Origin of the sequence: Litorivicinus lipolyticus, from assembly GCF_009650135.1 — a bacterium.
GTDB classification, from domain to species: Bacteria; Pseudomonadota; Gammaproteobacteria; order Pseudomonadales; family Litorivicinaceae; genus Litorivicinus; species Litorivicinus lipolyticus.
In genome coordinates this window covers 1,529,621-1,544,155 of sequence record NZ_CP045871.1, presented here as the reverse complement: position 1 = coordinate 1,544,155, position 14,535 = coordinate 1,529,621, and the positions used below count along the sequence as shown (strand labels likewise).

14 protein-coding genes are annotated in these 14,535 nt (G+C 60.4%); 9 read left to right on the top strand and 5 right to left on the bottom strand.

What is annotated here, in order from left to right:
* The first annotated feature begins 22 nt into the window (after positions 1–22).
* A complete protein-coding gene (locus GH975_RS07715) occupies positions 23–1,123 on the top strand; it encodes a CaiB/BaiF CoA transferase family protein (protein ID WP_153713970.1) in 1,101 nt (366 codons plus the stop codon).
* Positions 1,116–1,904: a citryl-CoA lyase gene (locus GH975_RS07710; protein ID WP_153713969.1), complete on the top strand. Its 789-nt coding sequence runs from the start codon at positions 1,116–1,118 to the stop codon at positions 1,902–1,904. The genes GH975_RS07715 and GH975_RS07710 overlap by 8 nt, the downstream gene beginning before the upstream one ends.
* Here GH975_RS07710 and GH975_RS07705 read toward each other — a convergent pair.
* Genes GH975_RS07705 through GH975_RS07695 form a run of 3 tightly spaced genes read right to left on the bottom strand, consistent with a single transcriptional unit; the run spans position 1,901 to position 4,876 of the window.
* Complete coding sequence (locus GH975_RS07705) at positions 1,901–2,908, bottom strand: ABC transporter substrate-binding protein (RefSeq protein ID WP_153713968.1); 1,008 nt, start codon at positions 2,906–2,908, stop codon at positions 1,901–1,903. The two genes, GH975_RS07710 and GH975_RS07705, sit on opposite strands and share 4 nt — an antisense overlap.
* On the bottom strand, positions 2,887–4,215 hold the full coding sequence (locus GH975_RS07700; RefSeq protein WP_153713967.1) for a sensor histidine kinase: 1,329 nt from the start codon (positions 4,213–4,215) through the stop codon (positions 2,887–2,889). Before GH975_RS07700 ends, GH975_RS07705 begins: the two co-directional genes overlap by 22 nt.
* Complete coding sequence (locus GH975_RS07695; RefSeq protein WP_153713966.1) at positions 4,208–4,876, bottom strand: response regulator transcription factor; 669 nt, start codon at positions 4,874–4,876, stop codon at positions 4,208–4,210. Before GH975_RS07695 ends, GH975_RS07700 begins: the two co-directional genes overlap by 8 nt.
* An 88-nt stretch (positions 4,877–4,964) precedes the next feature.
* Between GH975_RS07695 and GH975_RS07690 the strand changes: the two genes are divergently transcribed.
* The 4 genes from GH975_RS07690 to GH975_RS07675 are packed head-to-tail and all read left to right on the top strand — an operon-like array spanning position 4,965 to position 8,934.
* Positions 4,965–5,936, top strand: a complete 972-nt coding sequence (locus tag GH975_RS07690) for a tripartite tricarboxylate transporter substrate binding protein (protein WP_153713965.1) — start codon at positions 4,965–4,967, stop codon at positions 5,934–5,936.
* A gap of 3 nt (positions 5,937–5,939) precedes the next feature.
* On the top strand, positions 5,940–6,413 hold the full coding sequence (locus GH975_RS07685) for a tripartite tricarboxylate transporter TctB family protein (RefSeq protein ID WP_153713964.1): 474 nt from the start codon (positions 5,940–5,942) through the stop codon (positions 6,411–6,413).
* Positions 6,413–7,909 carry a tripartite tricarboxylate transporter permease gene (locus GH975_RS07680; RefSeq protein WP_153713963.1) on the top strand — a complete coding sequence of 499 codons (1,497 nt, stop codon included), beginning with the start codon at positions 6,413–6,415 and terminating at the stop codon, positions 7,907–7,909. The genes GH975_RS07685 and GH975_RS07680 overlap by 1 nt, the downstream gene beginning before the upstream one ends.
* Before the next feature lie 23 nt (positions 7,910–7,932).
* Complete coding sequence (locus GH975_RS07675; RefSeq protein WP_153713962.1) at positions 7,933–8,934, top strand: AbrB family transcriptional regulator; 1,002 nt, start codon at positions 7,933–7,935, stop codon at positions 8,932–8,934.
* Here GH975_RS07675 and GH975_RS07670 read toward each other — a convergent pair.
* Positions 8,888–10,687 carry a sigma-54-dependent Fis family transcriptional regulator gene (locus GH975_RS07670; protein ID WP_153713961.1) on the bottom strand — a complete coding sequence of 600 codons (1,800 nt, stop codon included), beginning with the start codon at positions 10,685–10,687 and terminating at the stop codon, positions 8,888–8,890. The genes GH975_RS07675 and GH975_RS07670 overlap by 47 nt on opposite strands.
* A gap of 252 nt (positions 10,688–10,939) precedes the next feature.
* Here GH975_RS07670 and GH975_RS07665 point away from each other — a divergent pair, with 252 nt between their 5' ends.
* From GH975_RS07665 to GH975_RS07655, 3 genes are all read left to right on the top strand, one after another.
* A complete protein-coding gene (locus GH975_RS07665; protein WP_153713960.1) occupies positions 10,940–12,454 on the top strand; it encodes an aldehyde dehydrogenase family protein in 1,515 nt (504 codons plus the stop codon).
* A 62-nt stretch (positions 12,455–12,516) separates the two neighbouring features.
* Entirely contained in the window at positions 12,517–12,933 is a 417-nt protein-coding gene (locus GH975_RS07660; protein WP_153713959.1) for a DUF779 domain-containing protein, read from the top strand.
* A 67-nt stretch (positions 12,934–13,000) separates the two neighbouring features.
* The gene (locus GH975_RS07655) at positions 13,001–13,201 is read left to right on the top strand and encodes a hypothetical protein (protein WP_153713958.1); all 201 of its coding nucleotides are present in this window, start codon (positions 13,001–13,003) and stop codon (positions 13,199–13,201) included.
* Here the strand turns inward: GH975_RS07655 and GH975_RS07650 are convergent.
* A complete protein-coding gene (locus GH975_RS07650; protein ID WP_153714806.1) occupies positions 13,198–14,496 on the bottom strand; it encodes an NAD(P)/FAD-dependent oxidoreductase in 1,299 nt (432 codons plus the stop codon). The two genes, GH975_RS07655 and GH975_RS07650, sit on opposite strands and share 4 nt — an antisense overlap.
* Between the last annotated feature and the right edge of the window lie 39 nt (positions 14,497–14,535).

Sequence of the window (14,535 nt, the reverse complement as noted above, 5' to 3'; positions counted from 1 at the left end):
ATTTGTGAATCCGAGGTTGGTGATGACGCTGCCGTTAGCGGGCGTGCGAGTGCTCGATTTATCTGCCGTGCTGGCCGGCCCCTTTGCCAGTTATCAGCTGCACCTGTTGGGTGCTGAAGTGACCAAGGTCGAGAGTCCGTCCGGGGATTTGGCGCGCCAATTGGGCGCCGACCCGCGCGCCAACCAGGCCCGCATGGGCGTCAGTTTCCAAGCCCAAAACGCCGGTAAACACTCGATTGTGCTGGATTTGAAGTCCAGCGTCGGGGTCGCAGACTTTAAGGCATTGGTGGCCGACACTGACGTTGTTTTAGAAAATTTTCGTCCCGGCGTGATGGATCGCTTGGGGCTTGGATTTGCGACGCTGTCGATGATCAATCCGCGCCTTATCTATTGTGCAATTTCGGGCTTTGGCCAAACCGGGCCACTGGCGAAAACCCCCGCGTATGATCAAATCATTCAAGGCATGTCCGGGGTCATGGCGATCACCGGACAGCCCGACGGTGAGCCGACCCGGGCCGGGTTTCCGGTCGCCGATAGCGTCGGTGGTCTGGTCGCGGCAATGGCGATTAGCGCCGCCTTGAATCGCCGCGAGCAGCCGCAAATGATTGATGTTTCCATGCTCGAAAGCCTGATGAGTACGATGGGTTGGGCGGTATCGAACTGGCTTCAGGCGGGCGTCGCGGCGACCCGGCTGGGCAACGAGAACATGACCTCTGCGCCCTCCGGTGCCTTTCGAACGAGCGACGGGCTGATCAACGTGGCCGCCAATCAAGACGTCCATTGGCAGCGCTTGTGTGATGCACTGGAGCAACCCGAGTGGGCATCGGACCCGCGTTTTGTCGATCGCGAGGCGCGCAAGGCCAATCGCGATCACCTGGGCGTACTGATTGAGTCGGTGTTGATGACGGCGCCGCGGGCGCACTGGTTGTCGCGCTTGGCCGCCGCCGACGTGCCGGCAGGTCCAGTGCTTGAATTACCCGAGGCGCTGGCCCAGCCGCAATTGCAGGCACGTGGCTTTGTCCACGCGGGCGCCCAGCCAATCGCGACCAACGGATTTTTGTACAACGGCCAGCGCCTGACGCCGCAGGGCCCGGCGCCGACACTGGGAGAACACAATGAGTGACCCGAGCCAATGGTGGCAGACCGCGATAATCCGGATGCAGCCCGGTGAAATCGATATTCGCGGCGAGCCGATCCAGCAGCTAATCGGCCAGATCGGGTTTGTCGACATGATCTGGCGCATGGTCGTCGGCGGCACGCCCAGCGCCGAGCAGTCGCAGGTCTTGGAGGCGGCGTTGGTGGCGGCGGTTGACCATGGGCCACAGGCACCGTCGGTATCGGCGGCACGTATGGCGGCGACCTGTGGGGTTGGGCTGAATAACGCGCTGGCGACCGGGGTCAATATGCTCGGTGACGTCCACGGCGGCGCCGGCCAACAGTGCGTTGGGTTGATGCGCAGTGTGCTGGGCTGTGTTGATCAGGGTGCGTCGATTGAACAAGCCGTGGCAGAGGTAGTTGGCGCCTACCAACACCAGGTCGACGCGTTCGTACCCGGTTTTGGCCATCGCTTTCACCGCCCACTGGACCCGCGCGCGCAGCCGCTGTTGGCGGTGTTGGCGGCGACCACGGATGGCGCAATCGATCGCCGCTACGGGCCGGTTGTCTTGGCCATTCAAGCCTTCGTATCCCGCGATAAAGCCACGCCCATTGCGATCAACATCGATGGCGCTACGGCGGCACTGTACGGGGCATTGGGGTTGGCGCCTGAATTGGCCCGCGGCATGTTTTGCTTAAGCCGTAGCGTCGGCATTTTGGCCCATGCCTGGGAGCAAATGCAGCAGGGCGGTCGCAACAAAGGACCCTTGCCACCTGAATACCTGTGGACCTACACCGGCCCGGACTAACCCTCGTCGACCGCGCCCGGGGTCCAGCGGCGCATAAAGCGTTGGCGCTTGAAGTCGTCCAGGTACAGGATCAAGGCGGGCGATAGCCGAATGGGTTTAAGCGGCGCGGCTTGGGTGTTGTTCAGCTGCTCCAGGCGGTTGCGCGCTGGCAGTAAGGCCTGGCCGTCATCGGCGCGCATGAATTCAATGAATTGCCGGGCCAACTGCGGCTGTGTGCTCCAACTCGGCACCCACAGCGTGCGCGGCACGACCAACTGATAATCCTCAAAGGTCACCACCGCCAAGTTTGGATTGGCCAGCATGCGTTTGGCGGCGTAGGACTCCAACACGTTATAAGCTAACAGGCTGCTGCCTTGTTCGACCGCATCGAGCATGTCGGCGGAGCAACAAAATTCGCGCATGCCCAGCGCCCGGAACTGGTCAATCAGCGGCCAAAAGGTCGGAGTTTGTTCGCTGTCTTGGGTCGCCAGTAAGTAGCCCAGCCCACTGACCGCGGGGTTATAGACGGCCACCGAGGTGCGCCCGGTGGCCGCCTCGTATTTCAGTTGCTCGGTTAACTGGGCGCGGCTTTTGGTACGCCCCATCCATGGCGAACGTGCGCGGTCATAGACCGCCACGATTGGCTCGATGCTGACCTGGAACAGTCGGTTGCGCCACTGGGTTGGACTGGGCGCGATGCCGTCCAGCGCAGTCGCCCAGCCGTCATTGACGGCTTTGACCTGTAAACCGGTGGCGGACGAGAACACCAAATCAGTGCCGGGGCGCCGCGGTAGCGCCACCTGTTCATGCAGCGCCCGGGAATTGGCGGTGTGGTAGGTCAAGCCAATGCCGCTGGCAGCGACAAAGGCGTCCAGTACGGATTGGATCGCATCCAGGTCATGGGTGCCGTATATCGTCAGTTGCGCTTTACCCTGGCCGGGCAGGGTGTAGCTGGATTCAATCCATGGCGCGGCGTGCACGGCGCCCATCAATAGCCAGGTGCCTAGGGCAAATAGAGTTCGCATTGGGCGCCTCCGCGGGGGTGGTTTTGTAAGGTCAGATGGCCGCCGCCGGCTTGGGCGACCCGCTCGGCGATGCTCAAACCTAGCCCGGATCCGGCAAGGTTGTTGTCACCGCGGGCAAATGGCTGTTTCAGGCGTTCTGGGTTGCCGGCAAAGCCGGTGCCCTGATCTTGAACCCGAATCCACAGGCCTTGATCCAGCCATGCGCTGACCCGAATGTCGGACAGGGGAGGCGCGAATTTTAGGGCATTGTCGATCAAGCAGACCAGCGCCTCGCGCAGCCCAACCGGGTCAACCGCATGCGCAATGGGGCCACCGGCGGCGTTGACGATCTCGATGTCGCGGGCTTCGGCCTGGACCCCAAACGACTCGATCACGCTGTCAATCAAGCGCGTTATTTGAGTTTCGATGGGGGTGCGTGCGCCCAAGCCGTAGGTGATTGAGGCTTGGGTCAGTAGTTGGTTGATCAGGTGGCTGGTTTGGCGCGCATGCACCGCCAACGCGCCGATTTCAGGTTTCAGGTCAGCCGGCGCTTGGGCCACCAGCAAATCCGCCTCGGCACTCAATGACGCAATCGGGGTCTTTATCTGGTGGGTAGATTCGGCAATAAATCGCCGCGTCTGGTCCAGCAGTTCACCGTGCTGGCGCATGGAGTCGTTCAGTGCCACGACCAGGGCATGAATTTCGCGCGGCACCTCATCCGCCAACGGCGAAAAGTCGTCGGCCACGCGCCGCGACAGCGCACGCTCAATGGCGCGCAGCGGCCTTAGTCCAGCACGCAGTGCCGCAAATACAGCGATCGACACCAGCACAAACGCGGTCATCGCACCCAGTGCCGAGCGCTGGGCCAAGCGCGCGACCGCGTCACGCAAGCTGTCTTGGGTTTGGCCCAGGGTAATAGTAACGGCACCGATGTCGTCTTGGAGTACCTTGGAAATGGTAAAGGTGCGCAGCGCCAACCCCAGGTGTTCGCCGGTGTGGCTACCGGCGGTCGGAGCTTGCAGGCTGGGGTAACCGGCGAGGGTGGCGCCGGATGGGTCGGTAACTCGGTAGAAAATCGATTCCGGTGCCTGGTAGGTCAACACATCAAAGGCGGCATACGGCAGGTCAAAATCAATGGTCGATCCGCGCAGCACCACGCTGTCGGCGATCACACGGGCGACCGATGATAAGCGGTTGTCTTGGTTGTTTTGGAGACTCTGAAAGGCGACAAATCCGGTGATTAAATAGGCCGCGGCCGCCAGCAAGCCAATTAGGCAGGCCAGCTGAATAAATAGCACACGACTGATCGAGCGATTGGGCTTAGACATGGCACTGATAGCCGACGCCGCGAATGGTCTCGATGCGGATGTTGTGATCGGCCAGCCGCCGCCGCAGCCGTCCGATGTGCACCTCGACCGCGTTTTCGCTGACGTCGTCGTCCAGTCGGTAGAGCTTTTGAATCAACCGCGCTTTGGTACAGATGGCGCCCTTAGCATCGACAAAGGCCTCGAGTAATTGGGCTTCTTTGTGGCGCAGCTGGACCTGTTCGCCGGCTGCCCAAAAAATCGACTGGCTGCGATCAAATTCCAGCGGGCCGAAGGTCTCCAGGCCGCTGGGCTTTTGTTGCCTGCGCCGATGGATTGATCGAATGCGGGCGTCCAGTTCGGGGAACTCGAAGGGTTTGGTCATGTAATCGTCGGCGCCGACGTCGAGCAAATGAACTTTGTCGTGGACCTGGGAACGCGCCGTCAACACCAACACGCCGGTGTCATTGCCGGCCGCGCGGACTTCGGCCAACAGCGTGCTGCCCAGTCCATCGGGCAAGTTCTCGTCCAGCAAAATAACGTCGAAACGGTCGGGCTCACTGCGCCACAGCGACAGTGCGGTGCCCAAGTCGGCGGCCAAATCGACTGTGTGGCCTTGGCTGCGCAGGTGCCGATCCAGGCTCATCAGCAGGCTAGGGGTGTCTTCGACGATCAGTAAATTCATCCGCTGTCAGCTTGTTGTCAGGTTGGTTTGTTTAGATGCGCGGGCGCCCAGCACCAGCTCGGGCCCGATAACAATAACGGAGATTTCCATGAAAACCACGATTACTAAGTCATTGGCGGCACTCGGTGTTGCCAGCGCAGTCGCGTTTTCGGCCGGTGCATATGCCCAGGTCGACAGCATTCACTTCGTCATCCCCGGCGGCGCCGGTGGTGGTTGGGACGGCACTGCACGCGGTACCGGTGAAGCCTTGACCAAATCAGGTCTGGTGGGCAACGCCAGCTACGAAAACATGTCCGGCGGCGGCGGCGGTAAAGCGATTGGTTACCTGATCGAAAACGCAGCCAGCAGCGAAGGCACCTTGATGGTCAATTCGACCCCCATCGTTATTCGTTCACTGACCAAAGTGTTCCCGCAAAGCTTCCGTGATTTGACCCCGATTGCCGGCACCATCGGTGACTACGCAGCGCTGGTCGTTAAAGCCGACAGCCCGGTCAAGTCGTTCAAAGACCTGGTCGACATCTACAACAGTAACCCCAGCGACCTGGCGATTGCCGGCGGTTCGGTGGCCGGTGGTATGGACCATTTGGTCGCGGCCATGGCGATGAAAGCGGCGGGCGCTGATCCGTTGAGCGTTAATTACCTGCCCTTCGATGCGGGCGGGGAAGCGATGGCGTCATTGCTGTCTGGCGAAGCGGACGCACTGTCGACCGGTTTGAGTGAAGCGGTTGCACTGGCGGAGCAGGGCGAGATTCGCATCCTGGTTCAAACCGGCGACAAGCGCGTTAGCGCAGCGGCCGACGTTCCGACCTTGAGCGAGCAGGGCTACGACGCTGTGTTCATCAACTGGCGTGGTTTCTTTGGCGCGCCGGGTTTGAGCGAAGCCAAGCAAGCTGAATACGTCAAAGCCTTGGGTGCGATGTACGACACACCGGAATGGGAAGACGTTCGCGCACGTAACGGTTGGGTCAACATTTACAACCCCGGTGCTGACTTCACCAAATTCTTGGAAAAGCAGGAAGCTGAAATTGGCGGCCTGATGAAAGAACTAGGATTCCTGTAAGCCATGAACCTGAATGCCGATCGATTGATAGCCCTTTTGATGTTGGCCTTTTCGGTCGGCTACGGGTACCTGGCCTGGACGCATCCGCTGTTGCCCTTTGAGGCGCGACAGCCGTTCAAGCCAAACACGCTGCCAATGGGACTTGCTGTCCTTGCGGCGGCACTTTCTCTGGCGACCTTGGTCTACGAATCGTCTGACGATTTACCCGAGGACGCCACCGGCTGGCGCAATTTCGAATGGCGTACCGCAGGGCTCTTAGTCGCCCTGATGATTGGGTACACCATCTTGTTGCGACCGGCGGGTTATATTTTTGCGACCACCGCTTTCTTGGTGGGTGGTGCGATTTTGCTGGGTGAACGCAAATACGGCGTGCTGATCACGATTGCGTTGATTACGTCGGTGTTGACCTGGTTAATTGTTCAGCGCGGCTTGGGTATTTACCTGGTGCCGCTACCTGCATTCCTCGGAGGTGCGTGATGCTTGAAGGTCTCATGCTCGGCTTAAATGCCGCGATTTCTCCGTTTAATATTTTGATGGTGTTCCTGGGGTGTTTCCTGGGCACCTTTATTGGCATGTTGCCGGGCTTGGGCCCGATGTCGATCATTGCCATTATGATCCCGGTTGCGATCCAACTGGGCGATCCGGCGTCGGCGCTGATTTTGTTGGCCGGCGTCTACTACGGTGCCATTTTCGGCGGCTCGACCTCGTCAATCCTGATCAATGCGCCGGGTGTCGCCGGCACGGTGGCGTCGTCATTTGACGGCTACCCAATGGCGCGCGCCGGACAAGCCGGAAAGGCCTTGACGATTGCCGCGTTGGCGTCGTTTTTGGGCGGTACCATCAGCGCGATCCTGTTGATGATCTTTGCCCCAATCCTGTCCAGCGTCGCCAAGCTGTTTTGGTCGGCCGAGTACTTCGCGTTGATGGTGTTGGGCCTGACCGCGATTGCGGCCTTTGCCGGACCGGGTAAAAAGCTCAAGGCGCTGCTGATGTCGGTGTTTGGCATCATGTTGGCGACCGTGGGCGAGTCGGCGCTGCACAACGCCGCGCGTTTCACCTTGGGCATTATGGATCTGCAGTCCGGGTTTTACTTTGTGACCTTGGTGATGGGGCTGTTTGCGTTGCCCGAAGCACTGTTCTTGGTACTCGATCGTAAGCGCGGTGCGCAACAGGCTAACCAAAACGAAATCAAAGACCTGCGAATCAGTATGGCCGAGGCCAAGAACCTGGCGCCGGTGGTCGGGCGCCAGTCCGTGCTTGGGTTCCTGGTTGGGGTGTTGCCGGGGGCGGGTGCGACCATGGCCTCGTTCTTGGGCTACGCGGTCGAACGCAACTTGGCGCCCAAGGACCAGCGCGATCAGTTCGGCAAAGGTGCGCAGCGCGGTCTGGCCGCCCCAGAAACGGCCAACAATGCCGCCTGTACCGGCTCGTTCGTGCCCATGCTGACGCTGGGTATTCCCGGGTCCGGTACCACCGCGATTTTGCTGGGTGCACTGGTTGCACTGTCGGTGACCCCCGGCCCGCGTTTAATCGAGGATCAGCCAGAGGTGTTCTGGGCGGTGATCATTTCCATGTACATCGGCAATCTGGTGTTGTTGGTATTAAACCTGCCGTTGATTCCTTACATCGCGAAACTGTTGACCGTGCCGCGCCAATACCTGATTCCGTTTGTGGTGTTCTTTTCCTTGATCGGCGCCTACATTGGCCAGAACAACCCGACTGAGCTGCTGATTATGATTGGCACCGGGCTGTTTGCTGCGCTGCTGCGCTTTGGGGGCTATCCATTGCCACCCTTGATCATTGGCTTCATTTTGGGTGGCATGCTGGAGGACAACCTAGGCCGCGCCATTCGCAAGTCCGGTGGCATGGAATTTATGTGGGAACGGCCGATGACCCTGACTATTTTGCTGGTCGCCGTGTTGTTGTTCATCTACCCGATCATTAAGGATCGTCTGCAATCACGCCGCGCGTAAGCGGCGCCCTGTGTTTGGCGTGCATGGCGCTGGCCGGTTGGCTGGCGCATGCGATCCATTACCCCTTGGCTTGGATGTTGGGCCCGGCGCTGGTCGGCTTGTTGCTGGCCTTTGGCGGTTTAACGGTCCCCAGTGACGGCCGCTTAGGTGACATTGGCCGCGGCATTTTGGGCGCCGGCATCGGCGGCTCCTTGCAGGTGCAACAATTCGTGGTGTTGGCGCGCGAATGGGAGCTGATTGTGCTGGTGGTGGCCTATGTGACGGTCGCCGGTGGTGTCGGTGCGGTCTGGTTTATCCGCGGCTGCGGTTGGTCGCCGCGTGCGGCGATCTACGCGGCGTTGCCGGGCGGCCTCAGCGAGATGGTTGAATCGGCGCGCCAGCAGGGCGTTGATGTGCGGCCGGTGGCTCTGGCCCACACCTTGCGCGTGTTCTTGTTAGTCAGCGGTGTCTCGCTGTTGATCGTGCTCACTCAGTTCGTCAACCTTGACCAGGCCAGCTTCGGCACGGCGGGCCCGCGCGACATTGGCTTGCTTTTGCTGTTGGTGCCGGCTGGGGTGTGGCTTGGCCGGGCCGCGCGTATTCCGGCGCCGTCGGTGCTGGGTCCCATGATCGTGGCCGCGGTCGCCGGGATCGGTTTTGGCTGGCATATGACACCGCCGATTTGGGCCCTGACGGTGGCCCAGGCGCTGATTGGTTGGAGTTTGGCGCGCCGCTTCGCCGGCTCAACCGCGCGCCAAACCTGGATCAGCATGCGCCACGTGGTCGGGCAGTTGATGCTGATTTTACCGGTCTGGGTGGCGTCGGTGGCGCTGGGGCTGTGGTTGACGGCGCTGGATGGGAAGACCTTGATGTTAAGCCTGGCACCCGGTGGCCAAGCCGAGATGGCGTTGCTGGCCTGGTTGATTGGGGCCGATGCCTCCTACGTGGTTATCTTGCACCTGCTGCGGGTGGTTCTGGTGGTGGTGGGCGCGGGGCTGTTTATTCGGTTGGCGCTGCACGCTTTCGGTACAGCGTCGCGCGGCTGATCCCTAGGCGTTTGGCGGCGTGGGTGACATTGCCGTCGCAGGCTGCGATGGCGTCATCGATGGCACTGTGATGGGTTGATTGGACCTGCGACAACAGGTCGTGATGGCCGCCGTCTGGCATGCCGATTAGGTCTGCTACCTCCAAGGTCAGGCGGTCCGCAAGGGCAACCGATGCTTTCAGGCATTGGTTGATTTCGCGAAAATTACCGACCCAGGGTGGTGCGCACAGGGCATCCAGTGCCGCCGCGCTAAGGTGATGGTTGGGGCTGAGTTGGCTCAGCAGTCGCGGCAACAGCGCGCGCAAGTCCGATCGGGCACGAACGCTGGGTAATTCAATCGCCAGGCCGCGCAGGCGGTAGAGTAAATCTTGCCGAAACAGGCCGTCACGAACGCGTGCGTCCAAGTCGCGGTGGGTTGCGCTAATAATGCGCACATCGACCTGTATCTCACCGCTGCCGCCGACCGGTGTCACCCGCCCGGTTTCGACGGCGCGCAGCAGCCGCGACTGTAACGCCAGTGGCATGTCACCGATCTCGTCTAAAAATAGAATGCCGCCATCGGCCTCGGCGAATTTGCCGCGGTGGCCCTGCTGGCGGGCACCGGTGAAGGCCCCGGGGGCGTGGCCAAACAATTCCGATTCAATCAACTCGGTCGGTATCGACGCACAGTTGACCGTTACCAAGGGGCCGTCGCGGCGACTGCTGTCGGCATGCAAGGCCGTGACGAAGCGGTCCTTACCAACGCCCGTTTCACCGCAAATCAGCAGCGCCACATCGTGTTCAATCAAGCGCTTGGCTTTGCGTGCGCACTCGCGGACGGTGGCATCACCGGCGTGCAATTGATCAAGCTGACTGGGGCGCGCGCGTGGCGGCGTGTAGGCCTCCAGGCTGACCGTTTGGGTGGGCGCTCGCAGATGACCAAACCCCAAGAACTGGCCCTGGGCCAAGATCGGCACGTGGTATTGAAGCCCGCTGTCCAGGGTGTCCAACAAGCTTTCAAAGCTGGGTTTGTCCAAATGCTCGGACAAGTCGAACCCCAGCCAGCTAGCGTCCAGGCTAAGGTTTTGATGGGCGCTCGCATCCAATCCAATCACGCTGAGCGCGTCACTCAGGGCATACAAGGCGATCGCCGCGCCGGTGGTTTGCAATTCGAGCAACCAGTCGCCGGCATGCCGGTGGCGAAACCAATCCTGCTCAATTCGCCGGGCCGACTCCGAGACCATCGCCAGGGTATGCAGCGCGCGGGTCGGATCGCGGTCCGGGTTGACGGTCGAGGTATCCAAGACCGCTAGCAGTTGGTGGTTTTCGTCGAATATTGGGGCCGCAGCGCAGGACAGGTTGTGATGGGCGCGGACGTAATGTTGGTCGCCGTGAATCAAGACCGGCGCGTGCTCGGCAATGCAGGTGCCAATGCCGTTGGTGCCGCGCAGGGCTTCGTTCCAACATTGGCCGGTCGACAACCGCGCGGATTGGAAGTCAGAGCGGTAGTGGCGGTGGCTGGCGGCGCTCAAAATAGTGCCGCGATTGTCGCTCAGGATAATGCTGTGTCCGGTTTTTCCGACCACAGTCTCCAGCCGTTCCAGTTCGGGCCGGGACACCGGCAGCAGTTGTTCACGCAGCGCCATGTGGCCCGCGTCATCGCGGCGCGCGTCTAACGGCCGGCGGTGGGTCGGGCTGATGCCGTATTGGTTCGCACAGCGGCTCCATGATTTGGGTACGACAGCGCTGCTGGTCAGGTCTATCGGTGCGGACATAAAGGTCGTTGTTATGAGTTTTTAGTGTCCTAAAAATACGTAACGCGGCGCACCATAGCAGTACCCCTTAGGTCGCATTTCGATCCCCGCCACGCGCCGAGTGTCTCATCCTTGCGACACTGCCCATGCCGTCCGGGTCGCTTGAGACAGTCCGATTCCAATAAAATCAATGACCTAGCGGTTGGCATGGATATGGCTATTAACGTCTTACGAGGTGACTCGTCCTAAATAACAACAAAAGGATTCTCAGTTATGACCGTTCATGCTTATCCCGGTACGCCCGATTCGCCGCTGCAGCCGAAAGCGCGTTATGGCAACTTTATTAACGGTGCCTTCGTGGCCCCCAAAAGCGGCCTGTACTTTGACAATCTGTCGCCGACGACGGGCAAGAAAGTCTGCGAGATCGCCCGCTCCAACGCAGATGATGTCAATGCAGCCTTGGATGCCGCTCACGCCGCCGCACCGGCCTGGGGCAAAACCAGTACGACCGAGCGCTCACGGGTATTGAACAACATCGCCGCCCGGATCGAAGAGAACATAGAGTTGCTGGCGCTGGCTGAGACGCTGGATAACGGCAAACCGATCCGTGAAACCGTTAACGCGGACATCCCGTTGACGGCGGATCACTTCCGCTATTTTGCCGGGGTTATCCGGGCCCAAGAGGGCACCATTGGCGAAATGGACACCGACACATTGGCCTATCACCATCACGAGCCGCTGGGCGTGGTGGCGCAAATTATTCCGTGGAACTTTCCAATTCTAATGGCGGCGTGGAAGCTGGCGCCGGCATTGGCAGCGGGTAACGCGGTGGTCCTGAAGCCTGCGGAGCAAACACCGTTTAGCATCATGGTTTTGATGGAACTGATTGGTGATTTGCTGCCGCCGGGCGTGATCAACGTGGTCAATGGTTTTGGCCTAGAGGCGGGTAAGCCCCTAGCCTCGTCCAACCGGATTGCCAAAGTTGGCTTTACCGGTGAAACCACGACCGGTCGCCTGATCATGCAGTACGCATCCGAAAACCTGATTCCGGTGACCCTGGAACTGGGGGGTAAGAGCCCGAATGTCTTCCGCAAGGACATTATGGACCAGTCGCCTGAGTTTATTTCCAAGTGTGTCGAAGGCTTCTTGTTGGCGTATTTCAACCAAGGGGAAGTTTGCACCTGTCCTTCTCGCGCACTGATTCACGAAGATATCTACGACGAATTCATGGCGCTGGTCCAACAACGTGCCGCTCAGATCGTCCAAGGCAATCCCTTTGACGAGGCCACAATGGTCGGCGCCCAAGCCAGCGCTGAGCAGTACGAAAAAATTCAGTCGTACCTGCAAATTGGTAAAGAAGAGGGCGCCGAGGTGATCTTCGGTGGTGATGTGGCTGACGGCCACGAAGACGGTTACTACGTCCAGCCGACGGCCTTTAAAGGCCATAACAAGATGCGCATCTTCCAAGAAGAAATTTTTGGCCCAGTGGTGTCAGTCACGACGTTCAAGACGGATGAGGAAGCCATCGAGATTGCCAATGACACCCTGTATGGATTGGGGGCCGGCGTCTGGACTGCCGAGGCCAACGCCGCCTACAAATTTGGCCGCGCGATTCAGGCCGGTCGAGTGTGGACCAACTGTTATCACCAATACCCAGCGCACGCCGCATTCGGTGGGTACAAACAGTCAGGCATCGGCCGCGAGAACCACAAGATGATGTTGGAGCACTACCAGCAAACCAAGAACCTGTTGGTATCCTACGACGAAAACCCACTCGGATTTTTCTAGTCACATCATCTAGCCGAAACGCTAGCACTCGCTAGCGTTTTTGCGTTCAGGAGGTTTGCGCTATGTACCAAGTAGCCCGTGTGTCGTGCACTGATGCGACCGAAACACTGGTGGCATCCTTGCTGCCAATTCATGGACCGTTACTGTTCCACCAAAGCGGCGGCTGTTGTGATGGCTCAGCCCCAATGTGTTACCCGCGGGGCGAGTTTAAGGTGGGGTCTCGCGACGTCTACCTAGGGGATGTGGCCGGCCAGCCATTTTATATCAGTGAAAGTCAGTGGGAGTATTGGTCGCACACGCATCTGATTATTGACGTGGTGGCGGGCCGTGGCGGCATGTTTTCGGTCGAGGGACCAACGGGGCAACGGTTCCTGACGCGCTCGCGATTGTTTACCGACACCGAGTCACAAAGCATGCTGTCTGACACGCTGCTACAGGGCAGCGCAGGCATTCAAGGTGTGAGCTGTACCACAGATTAGCCCGGAACCTGTATTAACTGAGGAAACTACGTATGGCGACAATGGCAAGTGCGGCCGACAGTTAGGTATGACTGAAATCCGAGTGCACTACCGAGACCAATGGCGGGTCACCGCACACACACTAGACGTGGCGGTAAACCCGCACGATTTGGCGGTTTTCGAACAGCTCCACGAGGCCGTTCGCTATGCCCGCGCGGCGTCTGAATTTACCGGGACTCCGCTGTACTACGATTTTCCCAGCGACACCTTGAACCCCGACGCCGGCTAACGCTCGAATTTTGCGCGCCGTGCATCTCGCCATAGGCGCGCACGCACGCCGACACTGAGTGCCGGTTCCGGTGGCAGCCACGACGGGGTCGGGCGCTGGCGAATCATCATCACCGCGGGCGTCAGTTGGTCACGGGCCAAATCGACCACGGCCTCGCCAAACAGCGTGGCTAATCCAATGCCGCCGCCGTTGTAGCATCCGGCGCGCCAGATCCGCGTGTCCGCCTGCTCAAATACGTTGGCACTGTTGCCGCTGATGCCGGTGACACCGCCCCAGGTGTGCTCGATATCGTCCAGGCCCAACCCACCAAAACGGCGTTGCAAGCCCGTTAGGTGGTGCGCCCGGGCGCGTGCCATGGCGTCGTTGTCGGCGGCTAACTGGCCGTTGACCGCGACGGTGTTACGGATCATCAGTCGGTAGTCTTCGGTCAGCCGCACAGTGGCGCCCATGGCTTGGGCCGACAACAGCCCCCAGGGTTTGGGGTGTCCGATCGCCGCCAACTCGTCCGCACGTAATGGCCGCGTCAAACTCGCCGTCAGCCACAGCGGGAAGCTGCGACGGTGGCCTGCGCTGCGCAAATAACCGTTGGTACAGAGCAGTACCCGTTGCGCGCGGATGCTGCCCTCGGCGGTGGTGCACTCGACGTAATCGCGGTGCCCGTCCAGTTTCAGCGCGGGGGTGTGCTCGTAGCACTGGGTCGTGGTCAAGGCGCGCGCCATGGCAAAGGCCAACTGCGCCGGCTGGACCATGATGGCCCCGGGGGTGTAGATGGCCTCATGGTAGTACTCGGTGCCCAAACGGGCCGCCAATTCGGCCGCGCCGAGGTGCTCAAAGTCCAGCCCACATTCGTTCAGCGTCGCGCCAAACTGCAACAGTTTGCGGTGGTTCAGTGCGTTGGCAGCGCCGTGGTACTTGCCGCAACGATTCAGCGTCAGGGGCTCGGCACAGTCGTCGGCAAAGCGTTCAACCGCCGCGATGCCGGCCTGATTGAGGGCCAGCTTGCTGCGGTACGCTGTTAAGCCGCTGTCGCTGAGGTGGCCGTCATTCAAGGTCGAGTCGACCAGGTAGCCGCTGTTGCGAGCGCTCGCGCCCTGACCGATGCGGGCGCCTTCGATCAGCACAATGCGGGCGTTGGGGTCGTGGCGTTCCAGTTGGCGGGCCGCGCTTAGACCCGTGTAGCCGCCGCCGATAATCAGCCAGTCGGCTTTAAGGTGGCCATTCAAGTGCGCACGTGGTGGCGCAGGTTCCGCGTGCTGGGTCCAGCCGCACGTGTGGTCTTGGATGGGTATTTGCATGGCCAGAGAGTAACCATCCAACGGCTGCTGCTCAATCCC